This window comes from Azoarcus sp. CIB (assembly GCF_001190925.1).
In the GTDB taxonomy this organism is placed as follows: domain Bacteria; phylum Pseudomonadota; class Gammaproteobacteria; order Burkholderiales; family Rhodocyclaceae; genus Aromatoleum.
Genome location: NZ_CP011072.1, coordinates 2,033,094 through 2,056,998 on the forward strand (window position 1 = coordinate 2,033,094; position 23,905 = coordinate 2,056,998).

Here is a 23,905-nt window from a genome sequence, read left to right on the forward strand (position 1 = left end):
GTCGATTCACACGAGGAGAAACGCCATGGCTTCCCGATATGATCCGATGGTCTCGCTGATGGATTCCGACGGTGAGGACACCGATGTGGCGGGCATTCCGTTTCCCGCCCCGCACTGCGCCGCGACGCCGGACTTCCCGGCCATGCCGGACGGCGATTCCTTCCTCGGCGAAGTGCTGGCGTTCATCCGCGACACCGCCGAGCGTGCGGGCGGCGGTGCGGCGGCGGACCGCGCCTGACACCCGGCGAGCGCCGCCTGGGTGACAATGACGGCAGGGACTGCACTCAGGAGAGGGAAGGAAGATGACGAAGGTCGCGATGGACAGCAGTGAGATCGCCTCCGGCACCATGCGGTGCGATCTCGCCCAGGCGCGCGCCGATTTCCCCATCCTGCGCACGCACGTGAACGGTCACCCCTTGGCCTACCTCGACAATGCGGCGACGACGCAGAAACCCGACGCGGTCATCGATGCCGAGGCGGATTTCTACCGCAATGCCAATGCCAACGTGCACCGCGGCGTGCATGCCCTGAGCCAGCGGGCCACGGACGCCTACGAGGCCGCGCGCCACAAGGTCCGGTCATTCATCAATGCGCATGCCGATGCCGAAATCATCTTCGCGCGCGGCACGACCGAGGCCATCAACCTCGTCGCGCAAGGCTTCGCGGAGCCGCGCCTGGCTGCCGGCGACGAAGTCATCGTCAGCGCGATGGAACACCATTCCAACATCGTGCCGTGGCAGATGGCGTGCCGCCGCACTGGCGCCGTGCTGCGCGTGGTGCCCGTCGACGATGCCGGCGAATTCGACCTCGACGCGTATGCCGAACTACTCAACGCGCGCACCCGCCTCGTGGCCGTGACCCACCTGTCGAACGCGCTGGGGACGATCACCCCGGTTCGCCGCATCATCGACCTCGCCCATGCGCGGGGCGTGCCGGTGCTGGTCGACGGCGCGCAGGCGGTCTCGCATCTGCCAATCGACGTGCGCGCGCTCGACTGCGACTTCTATGCGTTCTCCGCGCACAAGCTGTACGGCCCGACCGGCATCGGCGTGCTGTACGGCAAGACGGAGCACCTGCAGGCGATGACGCCGTGCCAGGGCGGCGGCGACATGATCCGTTCGGTGAGCTTTGACGCGACCGAGTACAACGAGCTTCCCTACCGGCTCGAAGCCGGCACGCCCCACATCGCGGGCGTCGTCGGACTGGGGGCCGCGCTCGACTACGTGAGCGCGATCGGCATCGACCGCATCGCCGCCCACGAAAGCGAACTGCTGCACTACGCGACGCGACAGGTGACCGGCATTCCAGGGTTGCGCATCGTCGGGACCGCTGCGGAAAAGGCGGGCATCCTGTCCTTCACCCTCGCCGGCATCCATCCTCACGACATCGGCACGATGCTCGACGATTGCGGGATCGCAATCCGCGCCGGCCACCACTGCGCAATGCCGCTGATGCAGCGCCTCGGCGTCGACGGCACCGCACGCGCATCCTTTGCGCTGTACAACACGCACGACGATGTGGACCGGCTCGTTGCGGGCATTCGGCGGGTCTGCGCCACGCTCCGCTCATGAGTTCGATACAGATCGCGTCTACACGTCATCTGGCAGGCCGTTGAAAAACGCATGTTGAAAGCGAAGTCCGCCCTCGTTTTTCGATCCACATCGCTGTCTGCAGCGCCGGCGCGGAGGCCGAAGCACTGCTGTGCCACGTACATCCGCAGCATCCGATCCAGTCCGATCGGCGGACGGCCGTGCCCTTCAGCCCTCGGGTAGAACGGTTCGAGCTCGGCCACCATCGCCGACCACGATGTCATCGCCTCGATCTCAGTAAGAAACCTGCCGCGCCGCGTCAGCTTCTACGTCCCAGCGAACTCGCGCTCCGAAAAGCTCGATTGCATGCTGGGCCGCGATGTCCGACAGGTTCACGAATTATCTCAAACGCATCGATCCCGCAGGGCGATGGCGTCCGAATAAATCAGCGGTCCCTTTGGTTTGAAGCAGCTAAACATCGCATGCTCACCGATTTACCGTCATCAGGCTCCCTTGAGCGGACCCCGTCCATCACCTCCTCTTCGGGCGCGGGATTCGACGCCGGAGACCGTAGCGGACCATCATGATTCGTCGTTGATCACCGGTCTGGTTTACCGTCAGATCGCCTCTGCTGGCAATTTCCCGAAAACCCTTGGCGGGCTTGGGATTGCGCCGCAGTTTACCGTCAAATATGTCATAGGTATTCTGACGGTAAACGAGCAACTCCCCAACAACTCGCGGCGTATACCGTCAAAAATACCGTCAGTTCGAGCCGGTTCGCCTCGACGATTGGCGGGGTCCAGAAAGCAAGAAGCCCCAGCGTTTGCCGGGGCTTCTGCTCGTTGATAATTCGTTCCGCATCATCAACGACAATCACGTAGCTACTTGATTCTTAAAACATTTTTTTGTAACCGTCACTCCCACTCAATCGTCGCCGGCGGCTTTCCCGAAATGTCGTACACGACGCGATTGATGCCGCGTACCTCGTTGATGATGCGATTCGACACCTTCCCCAGCAGGCTGTGCGGCAGCTCGGCCCAGTGTGCGGTCATGAAGTCCTGCGTCTGCACCGCGCGCAGCGCGACGACGTACTCGTAGGTCCGGCCGTCGCCCATCACGCCGACGCTCTTCACCGGCAGGAAGACCGCGAAGGCCTGGCTGGTCTTGTCGTACCAGTCGGCGGCGCGCAGCTCGTCGATGAAGATCGCGTCCGCACGGCGCAGAAGGTCGGCAAAGTCCTTCTTCACCTCGCCGAGGATGCGCACGCCGAGGCCCGGGCCGGGGAAAGGATGGCGATACACCATGTCGTGCGGCAGACCCAGTGCGATACCCAGTTCGCGCACTTCGTCCTTGAACAGCTCGCGCAGCGGCTCGAGCAGCTTCAGGTTCAGCGTATCGGGCAGCCCGCCGACGTTGTGGTGACTCTTGATCGTGTGCGCCTTGCCGGTCTTCGAGCCGGCGGACTCGATCACGTCGGGATAGATCGTCCCCTGCGCCAGCCACTTCGCGTTCGGCAGCTTTTTCGCCTCGGCCTGGAAGACCTCGACGAACTCACGGCCGATGATTTTGCGCTTCGCCTCCGGATCCGAGACGCCCTTGAGATGGCCCATGAACTGCTCGGTCGCATCCACATGGATCACCTTGACGCCGAGATTGCGCGAGAAGGTCTCCATCACTTGCTCGGCCTCGTTCAGGCGCAGCAGTCCGTTGTCGACGAACACGCAGGTCAGCTGCTCGCCGATCGCGCGATGCAGCAGTGCCGCGACCACCGAGGAATCGACACCGCCGGACAGACCGAGTATGACCTCCTCGTCGCCGACTTGGGCGCGCACCTTCTCGATCGCCTCGTTTACGTAGTCGGGCATGTTCCAGTCATGGCCGCAACCGCAGATCTCATGCACGAAACGGGCGATCATTTCCTTGCCCTTGATCGTGTGCGTGACCTCGGGATGGAACTGAACGGCATAGAACTTGCGCACTTCGTCGGCCATCGCTGCAACCGGGCAGGATTCGTTGCTCGCGATCACCTTGAAGCCCGGCGGCAGCTCGGTCACCTTGTCGCCGTGGCTCATCCATACGTCGAGAAGCCCATGCCCATCGTCGTTCGTGCGGTCCTGGATGCCACGGAAGAGCTCGGAGTGCCCGCGGGCGCGGATCTCGGCATAGCCGAACTCGCGCTTGCCGGAGCTCTCGACCTTGCCTCCGAGCTGCTGCGCCATCGTCTGCATGCCGTAGCAGATCCCAAGCACTGGGACACCGAGTTCGAAGACGGCCTGCGGCGCCTTCCACTCCTGTGCCTCGTAAACCGAATTCGGCCCGCCCGACAGGATGACGCCGGTGGGTGCGAACCCGCGCACGAAATCATCGGATACGTCGAAGGGATGAAGTTCGCAATACACCTGTTGCTCGCGCACGCGACGGGCGATGAGCTGGGTGACCTGGGAACCGAAATCGAGGATGAGGATTTTCTGGTGAGCCATGGCAACGGTCTCGGGCTACGAAAAAGGAAAGGCGGCCCGAGCGGGCCGCCTTCTGTGTCGGGATCGGATCAATCCACGTGGTAGTTGGGCGCTTCCTTGGTGATCTGTACGTCATGCACGTGCGATTCGCGCACGCCCGCCGAAGTGATTTCGACGAACTCCGCCTTGCGATGCATCTCGTCGATCGTCGCGCATCCGAGGTAACCCATGGAAGCACGCAGACCGCCCACGAGCTGGTGGATCACCGCCGTGACCGCCCCCTTGTACGGCACGCGACCCTCGATGCCTTCGGGAACGAGCTTGTCGGCATTGCCGTCCGATTCCTGGAAATAACGGTCCGCCGCGCCCTGCTGCATCGCACCGAGCGAGCCCATGCCGCGGTATGACTTGTACGAACGGCCCTGGTACAGCACCGTTTCGCCCGGGGCTTCTTCGGTGCCGGCAAACAGGCCGCCCAGCATCACGACGTTTGCGCCGGCTGCGATCGCCTTGGAAATGTCGCCCGAGAAACGGATGCCGCCGTCGGCGATCAGCGGGACGCCCGTGCCTGCGAGGGCCGTCGCGACGTTGTCGATCGCCGTCACCTGCGGCACACCGACGCCGGCGACAATGCGCGTCGTGCAGATCGAACCCGGCCCGATACCGACCTTCACGGCATCCGCACCGGCATCGACCAGCGCGCGCGCCGCCGCACCGGTGGCGATGTTCCCGCCGATCACTTCGACATGCGGGAAGTTCTTCTTCACCCAGCTCACGCGGTCGAGCACGCCTTGCGAGTGGCCGTGCGCCGTATCGACGACGACAACATCCACACCTGCCTCGACCAGCGCCTCGGCACGTTCTTCCGTGCCGGCACCCACGCCGAGTGCCGCACCGACGCGCAGCCGGCCCAAGTCGTCCTTGGCGGCCAGCGGATGCTCGGTGGACTTCATCATGTCCTTCACGGTGATCAGCCCGCGCAGCTCGCGTGCGTCGTTCAGCACCAGCACGCGCTCCAGGCGGTGCTTGTGCATCAGGCGGCGTGCTTCCTCGAGGCTGTCGCCTTCCTTGACCGTAACCAGACGATCGAACGGCGTCATGATCGCGGAAACCGGCTGATCGAGATTCGTCTCGAAGCGAACGTCACGGTTCGTCACGATACCGACGACACGCTTGCCCTCGACAACAGGCAGGCCCGAGAACTTGTGCAGGCGCGTCAGCGCCACCACCTCGCGGACGCTCATCGTCGGCGGAATGATGATCGGGTCCTTCAGGACGCCCGATTCGAAGCGCTTCACCTTTGCGACCATGCCCGCCTGCTGCTTGACGGGAAGGTTCTTGTGGATGATGCCGATGCCGCCTTCCTGCGCCAGCGCGATCGCCAGGCGGGATTCCGTCACCGTATCCATTGCGGCGGATACCAGCGGAATATTGAGGCGGATGTTGCGAGTCAGCTGTGCCCGCAGGCTGACATCGCGAGGGAGAACTGCTGAGTGGGCGGGGATGAGAAGGACGTCATCGAACGTCAGCGCCTTCTGAATCACTCGCATGGCTTCTATCCTTTCGGCCAAATCCGTATTATACAGATGCCGCGGAATCATGGTAAGCGGCGCTTTTCAATGGAGTCCGTCCGATGCGTCGCCTTAGCCTGCTCGTCCTGAGCCTGACCCTTGCACTGCCCGCTGCAGCACAGGTGTATCAATGGCGCGACGCGCAGGGACGGATCAACTATTCGGACTCGCCCCCTCCTGCCGGAGCGGCGAAGACCGTCAAGCCCGCGAGCCGGCCCAAGGCGCCGGTGGCCGATGACGTCGCACCGGATCAATCGGCCGAGGCGGCGTCGCAGAGCCCCGCGACCGACGCTGCTGCGGGCGAAACCGGCAAGCCGGCGGGGGAAAAGGCCGATCCGTCCAAGCCGAAGACGATGGCGGAGAAGGAAACCGAATTCCGCCAGCGCAAAGTGGCCGCCGCCGAGGCCGAAGCCAAGGCCGAAAAGGAACGCCAAAAGGCGGCCGAACTCGCACGCTACTGCGACCAGGCGCGCAGCCAGATCGCAGGACTGAAGAATAGCCGCCGAATCACGCGTTTCAACAGCGAAGGGCAGCGCGAACTGATGGACGATGCCGAACGCACGGCCGAGATCGATCGCACGCAGCGCAACATCGACCAGAACTGCAAGTAAGCGCCGCTGCCGGATTCATCCGGCGCAGGCGCACGGCCCTCATTCTTCGGCCGGACCGCCACCCTTCTTCATCACCTTGCCTTCCTCGGCACGCTTCTTCCGCACCGCCTTGGGATCGGCAATGAGCGGCCGGTAAATCTCCACCCGGTCGCGGTCGCGCAGCTCGGTATCGAGACGCGTCAGCTTGGCGAAAACCCCGACCTTGTTGCGGCCGTCGATCTCGATATCGGGGTGCTTCACGAGCACTCCGGACGCTTCGATCGCATCGCGCACCGTCGCACCTTCGGCCACCCGGACCTTGATCAGCTCCTGCTTCGACGGCAATGCGTAGGAGACTTCCACGTCGATGAATGCGGCCATTGTCATCCCTTCGGGTACACCTGCTGCGCGCGTTTGATGAACGATTCCACGAAAGTGTTCGCAATGTGGCTGAACACCGGACCGAGCACCTTTTCGAGCAGCTTGCTCGAAAACTGGTAATGCAGGTTGAACTCGACCTTGCACGCGGTATCGCCGAGGGCGGTGAATCGCCACAGGCCGTCGAGATGTGTGAAGGGGCCTTCGCGGAGGCCGATCTTCATCTCGCCCGGAAATACCTTCGCGTTCTCGGTCGTGAAATTCGCCTTGATGCCGTGATAGCTGATGTGCAGCGTCGCAACCGTCTTGTTATCCGTGCGCTCCTGCACTTCCGCTCCTCCGCACCACGGGAGGAATTGCGGATAGTCCTCGCAGCGGTCGACGAGCTCGAACATCTGCGTGGGGGTGAACTCGATCAGAACCTGCTTCCTGACTTCAGCCATGTGCGTGTGGGACCGGCGCTTTGCCGACCTGCTAAAATGCGCAATTCTACCGCAACGCACCGCCAACGACCGCTTCCCGCGGACCCGCCGCGAGGCACAGGATCCAGAACCCGCATGAGCATCATCGACAACCGCAAGGCGTACCACGACTACTTCATCGAGGAGAAGTACGAAGCCGGGCTCGTGCTCGAGGGCTGGGAGGTCAAGGCGATTCGGGCCGGCCGCGCGAACATCAAGGAAGCCTACGTGGTCATCCGCAACGCGGAAATCTTCATCCTCGGCATGCACATCACGGCCCTGGCCGCGGCTTCATCGCACATCCAGCCGGACCCCGTGCGCACGCGCAAGCTCCTTCTCCATGGCAACGAGATTTCCAAGCTCATCGGCAAGGTCGAACGCGCCGGCTATGCGCTCGTGCCGCTCGACCTTCACTACACCAAGGGCCGCATCAAGGCGCTGATCGGTCTCGCGAAAGGCAAGAAGCAGTACGACAAGCGCGAAGATGCGAAGGAGCGCGACTGGGAACGCGACAAGGCGCGCTTGATGAAGACCAAGGTCTGACGCGAACCTGCCCTACGAACTGCACGACAACATCGAGCACCCTGCACGGTTGCGCGCCCAGTCGGGGCGGCGCGCTGCGAAACGTTCGCGGCCGGGCTGCTCGTCGTACGGACGGCGCATCACGTCCAGCAGTTCGATCACGAGCGAATCGTCGCCCTGCTCCGCCGCGTCGATCGCCTCCTGCGCGAGGTAGTTGCGCAGCACGTAGCGCGGATTGACCGCGTTCATGCGTGCCCGTCGCAGATCTGATGGCGATCCGTCCGCGCGAACCCGCGCGGCATAGCGCCCCAGCCACTCTGCGAATGCCGCCTCATGCGCGTGGAACTTGTCTTCCGCATAGAAGGCCCCGCGCAGCGGCGCGAGTGACGGCGCCTCCACGTCGACGCGGGAGAGTTCGCGGAACAGGATCGTCATGTCGACCTCCGCTTCGGTCATGAGCTCGTGCAAGGCTTCGACGAGTTCATCGTCCTCTTCTCGCAGCTCTTCGAGGCCGAGCTTTGCGGCAAGCATGCCGCGGCTTTCGGCCTCGTACACGGCTGCATAGCGTGACAGGCCGTCCTGCAGCGGTTCGACGTCACCGAAGGCGGGAAACAGCGCGTTCGCCAGCTGGAGCAGGTTCCACTGCGCGATATGCGGCTGGTTGCCGAAGCGATAGCGGCGCCCCTGCGCGTCGGTCGTGTTCGGCGTCCATCCGGGATCGAAGTTGTCGATCCAGCCGTAGGGACCGTAGTCGATCGTCAGCCCGAGGATCGACATGTTGTCGGTGTTCATCACGCCATGCACGAACCCCACACGCATCCAGTGGGCGACGAGCCGTGCCGTGCGTTCGCACACCGCATGGAACCAAGCGACCCGCCGCGCCGACGTGTCGCCGGTGATCTCGGGAAAATCGCGCGCGATCGTGAAGTCGATCAGCCGTTCCAGGACGTCCTGGTCGCCGCGCGCGGTGAAGATCTCGAAGTTGCCGAAACGGATGAACGACGGGGCCACGCGGCACACGACCGCGCCCGGTTCCGCCCGTGGCCGCCCGTCGTAGAACATGTCGCGGACGACCGTCTCGCCCGTGGCGACGATGCTCAGGGCGCGCGTCGTCGGGACACCGAGGTGATGCATGGCCTCGCTGCACAGGAACTCGCGGATCGACGAACGCAGCACCGCGCGGCCGTCCGCCCGGCGCGAGTACGGCGTCGGTCCGGCTCCCTTCAGCTGGAGCTCCCATCGCTCGCCGCGCGGATTGATGGCTTCGCCGAGCGTGATCGCCCGTCCGTCGCCGAGTTGCCCCGCCCAGTTGCCGAACTGGTGCCCGCCATAGCATGCGGCGTAAGGCTCCATCCCGGCCAGCAGCGCATTGCCGCCAAAGACCTGCGCGAACTCCGGCGAGCGGACATCGGCCTCGTCGAAGCCGACCAGCCGTGCGACTTCGGGAGACCAGGCGATCAGGCGAGGGGCCGCGACCGGCTTCGGCATCACGCGCGAGTAGCAGGCGCCATGCACCTGGCGGACATGCGGAGACTCTTCCGGGTCGCCCGGCAGATCGCGCACGAAGCGGTTGTCGAAATTGAGGATTTTCATTATGTAGTGATGCTTGGGGTTGGGGGCTGCCCGTATGAGACGGCAGTGGCCGCGCTTGGTTCGCGGACGCCGTCCGCTGCGCTCAGGAGCGGCGCGGATCGAAGGCGTCGCGCACGACGTCGGCGAACAGGTTCGCCGACAGCACGAGCACGAACATGAAGGCGAAGGCGGCCATCAGCGACCACCACACCGCGGGCTCGCGTGCGAGTTCGGCTCGCGCCATATTGATCATCGTGCCGAAGCTGATCGTAGTCGGATCGACGCCGATGCCCACATAGGAAAGTACCGCCTCGGCCAGCACCAGACCGGAAAAGTCCATGACCAGCGCGATCAGCACGATGTGCATCACGTTGGGCAAGACATGACGCCGCAGGATGGCGGAGGTGCCTACCCCGAAGGCGCGGGCTGCCTGCACGTATTCCAGTTCGCGCAGCTTCAGCGTCTCGCCGCGCAGCAGACGGCACAGCCCGGTCCAGCTCGTTATGCCGAGGATCAGGCACAAGGCCAGGAGCCGCGCGTCGGCACGCTCGGCTGCGGTCGAGAACCACTGCGGATGGGTGTCGATCACCACCTGCATCATCAGCACCGCCGCGGCGATCAGCAGCACACCGGGAATGGCATTGAGGACCGTATAGACGTACTGGATCACGTCGTCGACCCAGCCTCCGAGATACCCCGCCATGATGCCCAGCGCGACAGCGAACGGCAGCATCACGAGCGTCGTCAGCGTCCCGATGATCAGCGCGGTGCGCACGCTCTTGAGCGACAGGTAAAGCACGTCCTGTCCGACCTTGTCGGTACCGAAGACGTGGTAGTACGGCGCAAGCTTGATCGCCAGAATCGTCACCACGAGCACGCAGGCGAAGGTGACGAGCGCAGCCCGCCACGCCAGATCCGTCTCGCCGCGCCACAGGGCGCGAGCGGCCTCCCCCATCCCTTTCCCGCGCCTGCGCGCCAGCATGACGACGAGGATTGCCGTGACGGCGATCCAGACTTCCATCGCGCCGGCAACGCCGGTCGCGATCCGTCGCGCGACATCGTCATCGCGCTCGTCGGTCGCCTCACCCAGGTGAGCCCCGGCCCACGCGAGCCGCGGGTAGATGCGCGCCTGCCCTCCCCCGGGAAGTTCGACCGTCTCGCGTGCATACAACTCCGTCGCGAAGGGCGCCGAATAGGTCTTCTCGACACGCGTACGCAGGGGGGCGAGCAGGACATCCAGTGCGCTCAGCACCTCGGACGAGTGGGCGACCGGCGCATTCTCCGCCGCGCCGTTGGCAACTGGCAGCAGCGGCCGGAAATGGAGGCTGTCGACGATGCCGATGGCGAGGAAAGCGAGCAGGATCACCGCCGAAGCCATGCCGCTGGCGCGGCCGCCCACCCTGCCCCAGGCGGCACGCAGCGGGGCCTCCCTGCGGACATGGACGACCGTTGCGACGCCGATCGCAAGCAGCAGGAAGAACAGCACATCGGTCCACAGCAGAACGGGCAGGAATCCCATCGCCTACTCCAGCCTCACGCGCGGATCGACCAGCGTATAGGAAATGTCGGTCAGGATCAGGCCGACGATGTATAGCACCGAACCGATGAACACCATCGCCCGCACGACGGCGAAGTCCTGCGCGTTGATGGCGTCGATCGTGTAACTGCCCAGGCCGGGGATGCCGAAGAACGACTCGACCAGCAGGCTGCCCATGAAAAGCAGCGGAATGACCACGACGACACCGGTCAGGATCGGGATCATCGCGTTCTTCAGCACGTGCCGGAACAGCACGACTCGCTCGGAGAGCCCCTTCGCGCGCGCGGTTCGCACGTAATCGCGCGAGATCTCCTCGAGGAAGATCGTCCGGTACCATCGCGCATTGGAACCCACCCCGGCGATCACGCTGATCACCACCGGCAGTACGAGGAAGCGCGACGCGTCGAGACCCGGCGCATAACCCGAAATCGGCACCAGCGCCCACAGCTTGGAGACCAGCCACTGCCCGCCGATGATGTAGAAGAGGCTCGAGATCGACATCATCGCCACGCACAGCACGACGCCCCAGAAATCCAGGTAGCTCGCACGGAAGAACACCAGGATCAGCGCGAACGTGACGGATGCGAACAGGCCCAGGACGAAGGTCGGCAACGCCAGGGCAAGCGAGGGTCCCATGCGGTCGCGCATCTCCTGCGCGATGTCGCGTCCGTCATCGGCGCGCCCGAACTCAAACGTGAACATCCGCAGGGACTTCTGGAAGAAGATCGTCTCCGTGACCTGTCCACTCCCCTGCGCACCGGCATTGAAGAACAGCGGCCGATCGTAACCGCGCTCGACCTTCCAGCGCTCGATCGCTTCGGGCGTCACTCGCTTCACGCCGAGCTGCATGCGCGCCATGTCGTCGGGCGAATTGACGACAAAGAACAGCCCGAAGGTCACGAGATTGACGCCGATCAGGATGGGCAGCGCATACAGCAACCGGCGCAGCACGTACGCGAACATCAGCGGCCGCCTCCCAATGCCGTCGCGCGCTCGCGCCGCCGGTAATGGATGAACGCCGGTGCAATCGCGGCCGCCGCGAGCGCACCCAGCAGTATCAGCGGCCACACGATCGGCCGATTCCATTGCGCCCGCGCGGCGTCGCGCCGCTCGATGTCGATGCGCTGGTACTTCAGCGTGTTGCGCACCATGCTCCCGGTCTTGCGATTGAGCACCCAGCCGTGTTGCAGCGAATACGCCTTCGGATGGAAGCCGAAAATCCACGGCGCGTCGTGCTGCAGGATCGCGACCATGCGATCGATGACCGCCTGCCGCTCGGGACCATCGGGCATGCTCTTCATCTTCTCGAACAGTCGGTCGTACTCCACGTTCACGTAGTTGGCCGCGTTCTGGCCCGAATCCTTCACCTTCGCCTGGGCGCCGTGCAGCAGGAAGAGCATGTTTTCCGGATCCGGATAGTCGGCATTCCAGCCGAAGAAGAACAATTGCGCGTTGCCCTCGCGGATCTTGTCCTGGAAGCGGTTGTAGTCGGTCGCGCGCACCACGAACTGCACCCCGAGCTCGCGGAATTGCTTAGCCAGCCAGTCGGAACGCGCCTTGTCGCCCAGGCCGCCGGGCGTCGTGTCGAGGTTGAGGATCAGGGGCTCCCCGGTCTTCGCATCGCGCCCGTCCGGGTACCCCGCCTCGGCCAGCAGGCGGCGCGCCACGTCCTTGCTGCGCCGCATGGCATGGCCGTCGCGCCATTCGTACACCACCGGATTGATCCCGGCCTCACCTTCACGCGCGCCGAATATGCCCGGCGGAATCGGATGCATCGCCGTCACCCCGCGCCCGTTCAGGAATATCGACACGAACTCGTCCATGTCCAGCGCGACCGAGATCGCTTGTCGCAGTTTGCGCGCCCGCGCCTGTCCCTCGGCACCGGCTCCGCCACCGACGACGCTGTCGAGCATGTTGAAGCCGAGGTAGAAGATGGACGGTGACACCGAGGTCAGTAGCTGGATCCCCCGATCGCGCATGTCATCCGAAAGTGACACCTCGCCCTGACTCGTCATCGACACAGCCTGATCGAAGTTGTCCGACGAAACGCCGGAAGCGTCGTAATAGCCCTGCAGGAACTTGTTCCAGTACGGAATGCCCTCGCGCTCGCGCGTGAACACTATCTTGTCGATAAAGGGCATCGTCTTGCCACAGTCAACAAGCAGGCCCGCCTCCCGATCGTCCGGCTCGCCTTCGCACGGGAAGCTCTCGCCGCGGAAATTGGGATTCCGCGCGAGCACCATGCGTGCATTCGGATTGTTCTCCGACAGCATGTACGGGCCCGTCCCGATCGGCCACCAGTCCAGCGTCAGGTTGCGCTCGACCATGCCCGGCTGGCTATAGAAGCGATCGGCCTCCGGCGGGACCGGAGCGAAAAATGGCATCGACAACCAATACAGAAACTGCGGATAAGCCCCCTTCAGCGTGATCCGATACGTGTAGCGATCAACGATCTCGATGCCCGGAACGGCATGACGTTCCAGATCAAGTGCGCCGGATGTCCGGGAAGCCTCCTCGGCAAGCACTTTCTGCAAATTCTTGAGGCCTGGCAGGTACTCGGCGATCAGCTCGAAAATCGGCGAGTGCAGTCGCGGATGCGCGAGCCGCTTGATCTGATGAACGAAATCACCGGCTTCCAGCTCGCGCGTGCCCGTTTCGGCAAAATCGGTAAGGCCGCGCACGTCCTCGAGGTCGGCCGCCGACAAGGCCGCATAGCGCAGCGTGCCGTCCGCCCGCCGGGCGAGCGCCGGGTGCGGCTGGTAAAGGATTCCCGGCCGGATGCGGATCTCATAGACGCTCTTCGCAACCTGCGACGCCGGGGCGCTGTCCGGCAGTTCGCGCCCTGCTTTGTCATAGCGCCGCACCACCGGCATTGCCGCCGCGCTGCCCGGAGCCAGCGTGTACGGCCGCTTCAGGTAGTGATACTGAAGCGGCGGCTCATAGATCTGGTACAGGAAGGTGGCCTCATCCTCGCTGTACGACTGCACCGGGTCTAGGTGCTTCGGGCGATCCGTGAATGCCGAGTACATGATATTGCGCCCCTGCTCCGACGCCGGGTAGGGGTCGTTCCACACCGGCCCGCAGGCAGCGAGGAAGGCGCAAAACACCAGCAGGAGCGGGAAACGGCGCAACATGGCAGCCGATTCTACCTGCAAGCCGGCACGCTTCGCGCCCCGAAGCGATATGATCGTGGTTGCGCACGTCGACCATCGGCGCCCATCGGCTATAATCCGCCGACCATCAAGACGGAGCATTACCGAAAATGGGCTTTCTCGCCGGAAAACGCATTCTGATCACCGGACTGCTCAGCAATCGCTCGATTTCGTACGGCATCGCCAAAGCCATGCACCGTGAAGGTGCGGAACTCGCCTTCACGTACCAGAACGAACGCTTCCAGGACCGCGTAGCCAAAATGGCTGCCGAATTCGATTCGGACCTCATCTTCGCGTGCGACGTGCAGAACGACGAGGAAATCACCTCGCTGTTCGACCAGTTGTCGCAGAAATGGGATGGCCTCGACGGCCTCGTCCATTCGATCGCCTTTGCCCCGGGTGACGCCCTGGAAGGCGACTTCCTCGAAGGCTTCTCACGCGAAGCGTTCCGTATCTCCCAGGAAATCAGTGCCGGCAGCTTCCCGCTGCTCGCCAAGGCAGCACGCCCGATGATGAAGGGCCGCAGGGGCGCGCTCCTGACGATGTCCTACCTCGGCGCCGTGCGCACGATGCCCAACTACAACATCATGGGCATGGCCAAGGCAAGCCTCGAGAGCGCGGTGCGCTATCTCGCCGTCTGCCTCGGTCCGGAAGGCACCCGTGTTAACGCGGTCTCCGCCGGCCCGATCAAGACGCTGGCGGCATCGGGCATCGGCAACTTCAGCAAGCTGCTGTCGTTCAACGAGCACAACGCCCCGCTACGTCGCAACGTCACCATCGAGGAAGTCGGCAACGCCGCGGCCTTCCTCTGTTCGGATCTCGCAAGCGGCGTCACCGGCGAGATCATGTACGTTGACGGCGGCTTCAACACCACCGCGCTCGGCAACTCGGAACAGCCCTGACGCCAAGCCTCACGGTGGGCCGTGCGTTGCGCGGCCGTTAGTCAAAACAAGAACGCCCGATGCTCATGCATCGGGCGTTCTTGTTTGTACCTGAGGCAAGGGCCGCGCTTCGGCGTGCCCTTGTGGATCGCTTACTGCTGTTGCGGCCTGACGGCAGCCGTATTGATGTTCACGGCGTAACGTCCGCGGAGCGACGTCAGGAAGGCGTTGAAATCGCGCTCCGCAACCAGACGCTGGTACTGCCCTTCCAGCGCCTTGAGACGTTGATCGTCCTTCGCGATTTCGATGCGATTCACGCTCTCGATGCGGTAGACCGAATATCCGCCCCCCTGCATCGGTGACCCGACATAGGCCGGCAGCTTCGCGCCCGGTGCGCCGAACACCGCAGAAATCGCGGCCTCCGGCAGTTCCGGCTTCGCCCGCTGCACGGTGCGCACCGCGCTCCACTCGCCCGACACCGATTCGCCCTTCTGCAGCGACACGAGTGCAGCCTCCCCGCGTTCGGCTGCGAGCTTCGCCGCCTGCTCCGTCTTGAGCAGCTGTTCGATAGCGCCCTTTACCTGCTCGAACGGCGTCCGTTGTGCAGCCTGATGCTCCACGACGCGGGCGGACACCAGCGTTCCACGCGACACTTCGACGGCCTCGACGTTACGCTGTTTCGTCACCGCCTCGTCCGAGAACAAGGCATTCAGCAGTTTCTCGTTCGTGTAGTCGCCCACCGCACCGCCAACCCGCTCGATCCAGTCGGTCGTGCGAATCTGGAGCTTCAGCGTGTCCGTCACCGGTTTCAGGCTGTCCGACTGCTCATACACGGTGTTCGAGAACACCTCGGCCTGCTCCGCGAATTTCTTGCTTGCTTCCAGACGCTTGAGTTCTTCGACGATCTCGCCCTTCACCTCATCGAACGGCCGGGCGTGAGCCGGCTTGATGTCGGTGACCTCGATGATGTGGAAACCGAAATCCGAACGCACGACTTCGCTGATCTGTCCCTTGCCGAGGCCGAACACGGCATCCTCGAACGGCTTCACCATCGCACCCCGGCCGAAGAATCCGAGGTCGCCCCCACGCGACGCCGAACCTGGATCTTGCGACTCCGCCGTAGCCAGTTCCGCGAACCGCTTCGGATCGGCGCGCAGCTGCTTCAGGATCCCGGCTGCCTTTTCGTTCGCCTTCGTCACTGCATCGGCAGACGCATCAGCCGCGGCGGAGATCAGGATATGCCGTGCACCGCGTTCTTCAGGCTGGCTGAAACGTTCCGCATTGGCTTCGTAGAACTTGCGGGCAGCCTCGTCCGACACGCTCACCTGACCGAGCACCGCATCCTGGTTGAAGACCACATACTCCGCACGCAACCGGGCCGGCCGCTCGAAACGAGCTCCGTTCGCATCGTAGTACTGCTTCGCCGCGTCGTCGGCCAGCTTCACCTCCCCGACAAACCGGTTCGCGGGAAACTGCAGTTCACTGATCTTCCGTTCCTCAAGCTGCGCCGTCAGAAAGCGCCTGATTGACTCACGCGAAGCGAACGCCGAATCGCCGACTGCCTGCGCCACCTGCTGCATCCGCAGGTCCTGCGCGAGACGAGACTCGAACATGGCGGGAGTCATCCCCTGAGCGCGCACCGCCGCCTCGTAACGCTCGATCGAAAAGCGCCCATCCTGCTGGAACGCATCCACTCCCGCGATCACCTGCTGCAACTGCTGCGGCGTCACGATGAGCCGACTGTCGGCCGCATGCAGCGCCAGCAGACGCTGGTTCACCAGGTTCTCCACCACCGAACGACGGATCGGCTCCGAATCGAGCAATGCCCGATCGACCTCGCCCCCCATCGACTCCCGCAGCCGGTCCTGCTGCTCGCGCAAGGCCTGATCGAACTCTGCGGTTGAAATCTTCGACTTGCCGACCGTGGCGACGTCCGTCCCGGCGGGCCCTTCCTGGAAATACGAATCCAGCCCGAAGAAAGCGAAGGGGACGATCAGCAGCGCAAGGATGATCTGCGCCACACGTTTGTTATTGCGAACTGATTCCAGCATCGTTGAGTTCCGTGAAATCCCTAGAGGATGGCAAGGCGGCCTGCGCCGCGGACATAGGCGTAGGATTATCGCATTGCACGGCACGCGAGGCCAAACGTCACGGGCACCCCTCGATCAAAGCCGCCACACGCGTAGTCCCGCTTCGCGAAGCACATTCGGGTTGAAACTGCTCTTTACATCGACGAACACGCCCGCCTTCACCACCTTGCGTTGAATATCCTCGAGCGCAAGTCCGACGATCTCGCGGTGCGCCACTGCCGCCACGATCGCATCCGCGCGCGGCAAGTCATCCCACGTCGAGAGCGTCACGCCGTACTCGTGCATCACCTCGTCGGCATCAGCCCAGGGATCGTACGCAAAGACCTCGACCCCATAGCTCTTCAGCTCGTTGATGACGTCCGCCACCTTCGAGTTGCGAATATCGGCGCAGTTTTCCTTGAACGTCAGGCCGAGAATATTCACCCTCGCGCCTTTGACGTAGCTCCCCGCCGCGATCATGTTCTTGACGGTCTGCTCGGCAATGTACTTGCCCATCCCGTCGTTGATGCGGCGTCCCGCCAGAATGACCTCCGGGTGGTAACCCAGCATCTCGGCCTTGTGCGTCAGATAGTACGGGTCCACCCCGATGCAGTGTCCCCCCACCAGCCCCGGGGAAAACCGCAGGAAATTCCACTTTGTTCCCGCAGCTTGCAGCACCTCGGAGGTATCAATGCCGACCTTCTCGAAAATGATCGCCAACTCGTTCATCAGCGCAATGTTGAGGTCGCGTTGCGTATTCTCGATGACCTTGCTCGCCTCCGCGGCCTTGATGCTCGACGTGCGATGCACTCCCGGCTCCACGATCATTTCGTAGAGCGCCGCCACCTTGCCGAGGGTCTCCGGCGTATCACCCGATACCACCTTCACGATTTTCGACAGCGTGTGCTCGCGATCACCCGGATTGATCCGCTCCGGTGAGTACCCGACGAAGAAATCTTCCTTCCACTTAAAGCCGGACTCGCGTTCGAGAACCGGCACACACACCTCTTCCGTCGCCCCCGGATAAACCGTCGATTCGTACACCACCACCGCGCCACGCTTCAGGTTCTGCCCCACCGTGCGACTTGCACCAACGAGCGGCCCGAAGTCCGGAATATGCGCGTTGTCCACCGGCGTCGGTACCGCAACGACAACGATATCAGCCTCCTGCAAACGCGCAGGGTCGGCGGTGTACTCCGCATATTTCGCAGCAGCCAACTCGGAATCTGGTAACTCCCGCGACGGGTCAATGCCCCGATTGCACGACTCCACCTTGGGAACCGAAATATCGAAACCGATCGTCCGAACGCGCTTTCCAAATTCGATGACAAGCGGAAGACCTACGTAACCGAGACCAATGACGGCGATGGTAGTCATATTGTTAGCTCAAAGAAATAAAAACTAGATCGAAAACTCTGCGCCTGATCTACCGCTCGTGGATAAATCCACGCAACGCAGTGAGCAGCTTCGCGGAGGCAATATCAGAAATAGGCACACCAGAATCACGAACCCCAAGCGCGCGCTCGATGGCCCCTGGCAATTCACGAGCATCCATTGCTACGAAAACTCCCGGCCGATTCTTCAGCCACTTGGCTGTAGCGACCTGATGGTCGTTTCGCGTTTCCTGAAGGCTACCCAAGCGCGGCATCAATACAATCGGCTTTGCCGCCTGTAGTGCAGTCAAAACCGAACCCATTCCAGCATGCGCAACGATCAGATTCGACGCTTCGACCAGCTCACTAAAACGAGCAGGAGCAACTGCTGCTTCGTACTTCATAAATCGGGGCTTCAATGACGTAATGCCAACTTGGGCCACAATTTCGACACTCACGGCTCGCGTTTCAGCCCATTCGTCCATCGCGCCAACCAAGCGATCGAATGGCATCTGCGAGCCAACCGTCACGAATATCAAAGCACGCCCCCTTCGTAACGCGGCCCTTCATTTTTCGCCAAGTGCTCCCACTGCGTAAGCCAAAGGTCTGCGAACCCCCTGACCCTTAGGCCGGAAAGGGACACCTGTTCCACATTTGCAATACTGTCCAGCCAGACCGTCTTCGCGCCGAGCCATTTCCCGATGCGAAGAGCCACCACTCCAGGAGCTGCCCCTGTTGAAATGACCACATCCGGTCGCTCTCGGACGACGATAAGACAAACCTGAAAAACCATCTTCAGAAGATCCCAGCGGCTCCACCGCGTTGCGTCAGTGATGGAGTAGAAACGCTCATTGGGGACCTGATCGCGGTAACTTTCCTGCACTGTGACGAAAGCCACGTCGCATCCAGCGAAAGCCTCGCGCAAGCGCATTAGCTGAACCCAGTGCCCGCCGCCGCTAGCGACGGCCAGAATCCTCTTTCGGCGACTTTCCATTTTTACCTAACCGGATTAAAGAAAACGCCTTGCGACCCCAAGCGTTCGTAAGTTTGCGAGTACTGCCGCATGACGACATCTATCGAATATCGCTCTTTGACAAAGTCATAAGCTCGCTGACGCAATCGTTGGCGCAGCGATGAATCCTTTCCGAGTTGAATCAATGCACGTGCAAGGGACATAGAATCACCGGCATCAATAAGGATTCCGGTCTCCCCATCGCAAACAACATCCGGCACGCCCCCGACAGGCGTAGTAATTACGGGAACCCCGTGCGCCATAGCCTCCAGTACACCGACCGGCAGTCCTTCAAAGTACGAAGGGAGGACAAAAATGCTTGCATTGCTCAGTAACGCATCCTTATGCGCACCGTCGACCCACCCAGGCAGAACAATGGCTGCGCTGACTCCGAGGCGCTCGGACTGCGTACGGATTTTGGCTTCACCTTCATCACCCGCGAGCACAAAGCGCATTCTCGGACACTCGCCAATAACAGCGGGCACCGCATCGACCAAGTCGAATACACCCTTCTTTTCCCGAAGTCGCCCCAGAAATAGAACATCAGTGAGGTTTGGGTCGTACGCCGGCAACGTGTCAGGCACTCGCACCGGGTTACCGATCACTTCAACGCGAATGCGTGAATCCATCGCCGCAATCCGGTCGCACCAACATGGTGTCAGACACACCACGGTCGCAGCCTCCCGAAGGGTCTTTCTCACCCACCATTTAGCTGTGCTGCCGCACTCCGCCTCGAAGAAAACCGGAAATTCCCCGCTGTGAATATGAAAAACATACGGCACTGAAAACAAACGCGACAACGCGCAGAGAATTGATTTGCGCCAGAAGCTTCCGCGCGACGCGCTGTGGGCATGAACCAGCCCGACACGCCCCCGCATCAACATCCACACCAGTTGCAGAGCAATGAGCGACATCACACGCACTTGTCTCACTAACCCGCCGCCCTCATACGACGCAAGGTATCTCACTCCGTACCGCGAAAAAAAACCGGCGTCGGCAAGGCTGCGGATCACCGAAGTCATACCACCAGGTGACTGCAAGCTGGTGCCAAGCATGACAACGCGTTTATTTGGCATATCTTGGGCTATTTACTGAACGAGAAATAGTCGGGAAGCTCATCGGGCACGTTGATGCGCACAACCTTCGCTGGAATGCCAACTGCAACACCGTAATCAGGCACATCGGCGAGCACCACCGCATTCGCACCAATCGACGCAAAGCGGCCAACTTTCACGGGGCCGAGAATCTTGGCGCCGGATCCGATCATTGCCCCTTCGCCTATTACAGGCACCTCCTGGCTCCCAGCACGGCCACCAATCGTCACCCCAGTGCCAACCACTGCTCGGGCCCCGATGATCGCGCGCCGATGAATCACGGTTCCGAGCCCCTGATAGCTCAGGAGCACCCCCGGCCCGATACATGAGGACGGTGGCAACACCACCGAGAACACCACGCGATTCACGATCTTCAAGATCTGCGGCAACAGCGGAATGCGCTTTAGATGCAACCACCGCGCAATTCGATAGATTCTGATTACCATAAGCACTTCCACCCTGTCCTTGCGGCGCGCAGTTCGTTCATCTTGGAAACACAAAAGCTTCGTTTAGCAACCACCAAACGGTACGCGATCGGCGCGGCGCGCCCCCCCACTGATACCACCCCCAAAGCGGCTGATGCGGACCTGCCTGATCCGGATGCAAAGTCGGCCCCTCGTACTCAAACCAAAGCTGACCGTTGATCCATGCGCGCAGATATCCCTTGCCCCCGAGATTCTCGGGGCGGTCATCGGCGAAGAAATCGATCCCAAGGACGTTGTACTGCCCACGCTTGACCGTATAGGGCGGAAGCGCCGGCCGATCGTAGCCGTCCTTTCCCCAGACGACCCGTTCACCCCAATGCTGAGAACTCGCACTCCTCGGAAAACTGATCACGCACCGCAACTGGTCCCCATACAAACTGAACGCGATAACGGGATTGCCATATTGATCCGGCTTGGGCCTACCCTTGAGCTGCCAGAGCAGCCCCTCTTCTCCCACCGCATCGAAGTCCCAACCGTCGTCAAATCTGAAGGCCATCAACCACGCATACTGACGGTAGGGTTCGATCGGATAGCCGGCAAGCTGCGTGCGCCATGAAGATGCGGTCTGCCGGTCGGTCGGACCCAAATCAACGCGAATGGCCTGCAGCGATTCAATCCGGTCATCAGGCAGTCTTGTGACTTGTGGCGGCAGCAAGTTCTCCCCGATACTCTTCCCTGAGATCACGATCCCATCGGCCATGATCGTGGCGATATCTGCAACACCGGTCAGGGGATTGATGATTCGCCGGTCGGCACTGAAGTTGAAGTCCGCGATGGCGTTGCCTCCGGCAATTAGGGCGCGATAAGGAACCCATCCTGCATTCCGGTATTCCTGTCGCAACCGTCGGATATCGTCTTGGCGCTCCAGCGCGGCACCGCTGGAGGCATTTACGAGCAATCCGCAGAGCAAGAGAATCTGCGCAAACCTCAAATCCCAACCTAGCTGCGCAAGCCCGAACCACGCCCGTGTCACGCGGCCGCTCCAGTACGCGGCGATCCCGATCGGAGCCATCTATCGACGATGCTCAATGTGCCTGCATCCGGCTGGCAAGCCATGCGGCACCCGCATCCGCCCGTTCACGCACTACAGCGATCCGGTCGGATAGCAGCTCGCGAATTGAATCCTCTTCTGTGACAAGAATCTCCAGCGACCGCTGCAGCGATTCGGCCGACAGCTCACTCGTGGGCAGCATGTACCGCTCATGCCCAAAAAGATCCCGATTGAGTCCTTTGGCTTTCACGCTGTAAGCAACCGAAATGACCGGCACGCCAGTCGACATTGCCGCAATCGTTGCGTGTGTCCGTGCGCCGATAAAATACTTGCACTTGGAGATCAGGTACTTGAGTTGCGGGGCATTCAAACCGGTTGGCGCAATCTGAACGCGCTCTCGTTCCGCGCCAAGTGTTTCGAAGATCTCCTGATGTGTTAGCTCGTCGCCACCGAGCGCCGATCCTGCCAGAGGAGCCACGTGGGGGATCAGCATGATCGAGAACGGATACTCGGCCAGTGCTTTGCGGATGAACGAGACGACTTCTCGCCGCAGGGCTCCGGGCCGCCCCGAGCGCGCCAGGATACGCTCGATCAGCGGGCTGACGTTGAGCCCAAGCACACCATGGGGATTCGCGAAAAGCGCACCGACATCGAATGCTTGCGGCGCCATGCAGAATGCCGAATCGGTAACAGGCAACACGGAATTGGCAAGCCCGAGTTTTTTCAGATAATCGACGCTTGCGGATTCGCGCACCGTGATCAGCGACAAGCGTTTCATGTGCTCGTACAACTGGCGCTCCACTCCCGGAAGCCTCGAAAACGGCCCTACGGATGCCCCCCATAGGACTGTGTGTTTGCCGAGCCGCATCGCTGCCTCGGCTTCACCGACGAAATGGAACAGCGATGCCAGATCGTAGTCGAGCGAGTAATTATCTCCACCGATCATGAGCAAGGCATCGCACCGCCACAGATTGCGCGCGAGGTGCACATCGGGGGTCAGGCGTAGCGCCGGCAACCGCGTCAACATTGGCACACGACGACAAATCCGATCCCAATGGGACCACCAAGCCGGCGGGACCGATGCCGACACGAACTCGACACCGTCATCCGCTGCATCCGGCCATTGCGCAGCATCGCGCGGGATGTCCAGAGACGGCACGAGCACGCGAACCGCGCCAAGGTGCTTGTTCAACAAAGCGACGGTGGAGCGCACCAGGGCCTCGCAACCGCGGTTTCCAAAGTTGTTTTGGCCTGACAGGTAGATGGTCTTCATGGTTTCCGGAAGCAGTTGTCGCGCTGTATGTGGCGCGGGCTCAGTCAGATCTCGAACAACACTTCGTTCAGCGAGCGGCGCGGACTTTGTGCCACACGGAACTCCTCGGGCAGATGCCCAACAGCAACAAGCATGATGACCTCTTCACCCATGCCCAATCCGGCTGCCTCCTTCAACCGGCGGTCCTGCTGCCGTTCCACGCTCCAATTCAAGCAACAGCTTCCAAGACCGAGAGAGTGCAGCGCATAGATCAGACTCATTGCGAACAAGCCACCATCAATCCACGACTGATAGCGCTCTCCGACCGTGTGAAAGCAGTCGATCCGTGCCGTCACGACGAGGATGACGCTCGCCTGCTCGCCAAACCCCCGGTTCCCGTTCTGGAGGCGCAGAAGCGCGGACTGCCGGTTCTTGTCGCGAACGGAATAAACGCGCGCCGCCTGCCGGTTACATACCGAAGGGCTTTTTTGCGCGAGGCGAACGGCCTCGGCAATGAGTTCCGGCGCAACCTCTGCCTCCGAAAAATTTCGGATGCTGTAACGGCTGTTGAAGAAGTGCTTCAGATCCTGCCGCGCGTGACCAAGAATGTCCTCGCGCCGCACCACCTCAGTGCCACCAACCGCGCAGTCAGGTACGCCGGAATGCCGGCCGCGCAGCACGGCAAGCCTTCGCGCAAAGCAGTCGTCCACGTGGCCATTTTCCTCGTTGAACGCCTGATACTCGACAAGGGAATTGACCGCCGCTGCCGTCGTGGCATCGCAGCCAAAACGATCCAGATAGTCCGAAACGTCGGAGAGGAGCGAGGCAACAGCATCGGCGCCAAAGCCCACCCGGGGCTGTCGCAAGGCCAGGCCCTTTTCAATGCGGTGGTAGGCCTTCAGAACCTTCGATTCCAACACCCCCCTCGTCGTCTGACCCAGGACACCCGAATGGCAACGATATATGTACCAGTCGGC

The 23,905-nt window shown here is 62.2% G+C and carries 22 protein-coding genes and 1 pseudogene; 5 read left to right on the top strand and 18 right to left on the bottom strand.

What is annotated here, in order from left to right:
• Positions 1-25 precede the first annotated feature (25 nt).
• Both AzCIB_RS08985 and AzCIB_RS08990 read left to right on the top strand, forming a co-directional pair.
• Positions 26-238 (top strand): hypothetical protein, encoded by a 213-nt coding sequence (locus AzCIB_RS08985; protein WP_157058469.1) that lies wholly within the window; start codon positions 26-28, stop codon positions 236-238.
• 64 nt (positions 239-302) lie between these two features.
• Positions 303-1,571 (top strand): cysteine desulfurase, encoded by a 1,269-nt coding sequence (locus AzCIB_RS08990; RefSeq protein ID WP_083446938.1) that lies wholly within the window; start codon positions 303-305, stop codon positions 1,569-1,571.
• A gap of 113 nt (positions 1,572-1,684) precedes the next feature.
• Here AzCIB_RS08990 and AzCIB_RS24435 read toward each other — a convergent pair.
• From AzCIB_RS24435 to guaB, 3 genes and pseudogenes are all read right to left on the bottom strand, one after another.
• Positions 1,685-1,852, bottom strand: a pseudogene (locus AzCIB_RS24435) (transposase); the annotation flags it as partial.
• Positions 1,853-2,443: 591 nt separating this feature from the next.
• Positions 2,444-4,009 carry a glutamine-hydrolyzing GMP synthase gene (guaA, locus tag AzCIB_RS08995; protein ID WP_050415580.1) on the bottom strand — a complete coding sequence of 522 codons (1,566 nt, stop codon included), beginning with the start codon at positions 4,007-4,009 and terminating at the stop codon, positions 2,444-2,446.
• Positions 4,010-4,077: 68 nt separating this feature from the next.
• The gene (guaB, locus tag AzCIB_RS09000) at positions 4,078-5,538 is read right to left on the bottom strand and encodes an IMP dehydrogenase (RefSeq protein WP_050415581.1); all 1,461 of its coding nucleotides are present in this window, start codon (positions 5,536-5,538) and stop codon (positions 4,078-4,080) included.
• An 83-nt stretch (positions 5,539-5,621) separates the two neighbouring features.
• On the opposite strand from guaB, the gene AzCIB_RS09005 reads away from it, so the two are divergent.
• The gene (locus AzCIB_RS09005) at positions 5,622-6,170 is read left to right on the top strand and encodes a DUF4124 domain-containing protein (protein ID WP_050415582.1); all 549 of its coding nucleotides are present in this window, start codon (positions 5,622-5,624) and stop codon (positions 6,168-6,170) included.
• 39 nt (positions 6,171-6,209) lie between these two features.
• On the opposite strand, the gene AzCIB_RS09010 is transcribed toward AzCIB_RS09005, so the two are convergent.
• Both AzCIB_RS09010 and AzCIB_RS09015 read right to left on the bottom strand, forming a co-directional pair.
• A complete protein-coding gene (locus AzCIB_RS09010) occupies positions 6,210-6,530 on the bottom strand; it encodes an RnfH family protein (RefSeq protein ID WP_050415583.1) in 321 nt (106 codons plus the stop codon).
• 2 nt (positions 6,531-6,532) lie between these two features.
• Positions 6,533-6,970 (bottom strand): type II toxin-antitoxin system RatA family toxin, encoded by a 438-nt coding sequence (locus AzCIB_RS09015; RefSeq protein ID WP_050415584.1) that lies wholly within the window; start codon positions 6,968-6,970, stop codon positions 6,533-6,535.
• Between the two features lie 114 nt (positions 6,971-7,084).
• On the opposite strand from AzCIB_RS09015, the gene smpB reads away from it, so the two are divergent.
• Entirely contained in the window at positions 7,085-7,531 is a 447-nt protein-coding gene (gene smpB, locus AzCIB_RS09020) for an SsrA-binding protein SmpB (protein ID WP_050415585.1), read from the top strand.
• Positions 7,532-7,543: 12 nt separating this feature from the next.
• Here smpB and AzCIB_RS09025 read toward each other — a convergent pair whose 3' ends face one another.
• The 4 genes from AzCIB_RS09025 to AzCIB_RS09040 all read right to left on the bottom strand — a co-directional run bounded on the left by AzCIB_RS09025 (position 7,544) and on the right by AzCIB_RS09040 (position 13,753).
• The gene (locus AzCIB_RS09025; protein ID WP_050415586.1) at positions 7,544-9,103 is read right to left on the bottom strand and encodes a protein adenylyltransferase SelO; all 1,560 of its coding nucleotides are present in this window, start codon (positions 9,101-9,103) and stop codon (positions 7,544-7,546) included.
• An 82-nt stretch (positions 9,104-9,185) separates the two neighbouring features.
• A complete protein-coding gene (locus tag AzCIB_RS09030; protein WP_050415587.1) occupies positions 9,186-10,601 on the bottom strand; it encodes an ABC transporter permease in 1,416 nt (471 codons plus the stop codon).
• 3 nt (positions 10,602-10,604) lie between these two features.
• Entirely contained in the window at positions 10,605-11,582 is a 978-nt protein-coding gene (locus AzCIB_RS09035) for an ABC transporter permease (RefSeq protein ID WP_050415588.1), read from the bottom strand.
• On the bottom strand, positions 11,582-13,753 hold the full coding sequence (locus AzCIB_RS09040; RefSeq protein ID WP_050415589.1) for an ABC transporter substrate-binding protein: 2,172 nt from the start codon (positions 13,751-13,753) through the stop codon (positions 11,582-11,584). The genes AzCIB_RS09035 and AzCIB_RS09040 overlap by 1 nt, the downstream gene beginning before the upstream one ends.
• A gap of 128 nt (positions 13,754-13,881) precedes the next feature.
• Between AzCIB_RS09040 and AzCIB_RS09045 the strand changes: the two genes are divergently transcribed.
• Positions 13,882-14,673 carry an enoyl-ACP reductase FabI gene (locus AzCIB_RS09045; protein ID WP_050415590.1) on the top strand — a complete coding sequence of 264 codons (792 nt, stop codon included), beginning with the start codon at positions 13,882-13,884 and terminating at the stop codon, positions 14,671-14,673.
• A 131-nt stretch (positions 14,674-14,804) separates the two neighbouring features.
• Here the strand turns inward: AzCIB_RS09045 and AzCIB_RS09050 are convergent, their stop codons facing one another.
• The 9 genes from AzCIB_RS09050 to AzCIB_RS23735 form a co-directional block, all read right to left on the bottom strand.
• Positions 14,805-16,703 carry a SurA N-terminal domain-containing protein gene (locus AzCIB_RS09050; protein WP_050415591.1) on the bottom strand — a complete coding sequence of 633 codons (1,899 nt, stop codon included), beginning with the start codon at positions 16,701-16,703 and terminating at the stop codon, positions 14,805-14,807.
• Between the two features lie 114 nt (positions 16,704-16,817).
• On the bottom strand, positions 16,818-18,098 hold the full coding sequence (locus AzCIB_RS09055; protein WP_050415592.1) for a nucleotide sugar dehydrogenase: 1,281 nt from the start codon (positions 18,096-18,098) through the stop codon (positions 16,818-16,820).
• A 49-nt stretch (positions 18,099-18,147) separates the two neighbouring features.
• The gene (locus tag AzCIB_RS23730; protein ID WP_232299432.1) at positions 18,148-18,624 is read right to left on the bottom strand and encodes a glycosyltransferase; all 477 of its coding nucleotides are present in this window, start codon (positions 18,622-18,624) and stop codon (positions 18,148-18,150) included.
• A gap of 5 nt (positions 18,625-18,629) precedes the next feature.
• Positions 18,630-18,992, bottom strand: coding sequence for a glycosyltransferase family protein (locus tag AzCIB_RS09060; protein ID WP_198149650.1), 363 nt, complete (start codon positions 18,990-18,992; stop codon positions 18,630-18,632).
• A gap of 98 nt (positions 18,993-19,090) precedes the next feature.
• Complete coding sequence (locus AzCIB_RS09065) at positions 19,091-20,161, bottom strand: glycosyltransferase family 4 protein (protein WP_050415594.1); 1,071 nt, start codon at positions 20,159-20,161, stop codon at positions 19,091-19,093.
• A gap of 29 nt (positions 20,162-20,190) precedes the next feature.
• The gene (locus AzCIB_RS09070) at positions 20,191-20,646 is read right to left on the bottom strand and encodes a serine O-acetyltransferase (protein ID WP_050415595.1); all 456 of its coding nucleotides are present in this window, start codon (positions 20,644-20,646) and stop codon (positions 20,191-20,193) included.
• A gap of 37 nt (positions 20,647-20,683) precedes the next feature.
• Complete coding sequence (locus AzCIB_RS09075) at positions 20,684-21,697, bottom strand: heparin lyase I family protein (protein ID WP_050415596.1); 1,014 nt, start codon at positions 21,695-21,697, stop codon at positions 20,684-20,686.
• Between the two features lie 13 nt (positions 21,698-21,710).
• The gene (locus tag AzCIB_RS09080) at positions 21,711-22,949 is read right to left on the bottom strand and encodes a polysaccharide pyruvyl transferase family protein (protein WP_050415597.1); all 1,239 of its coding nucleotides are present in this window, start codon (positions 22,947-22,949) and stop codon (positions 21,711-21,713) included.
• A 44-nt stretch (positions 22,950-22,993) separates the two neighbouring features.
• A complete protein-coding gene (locus AzCIB_RS23735) occupies positions 22,994-23,845 on the bottom strand; it encodes a nitroreductase family protein (RefSeq protein WP_198149651.1) in 852 nt (283 codons plus the stop codon).
• Positions 23,846-23,905: the final 60 nt, after the last annotated feature.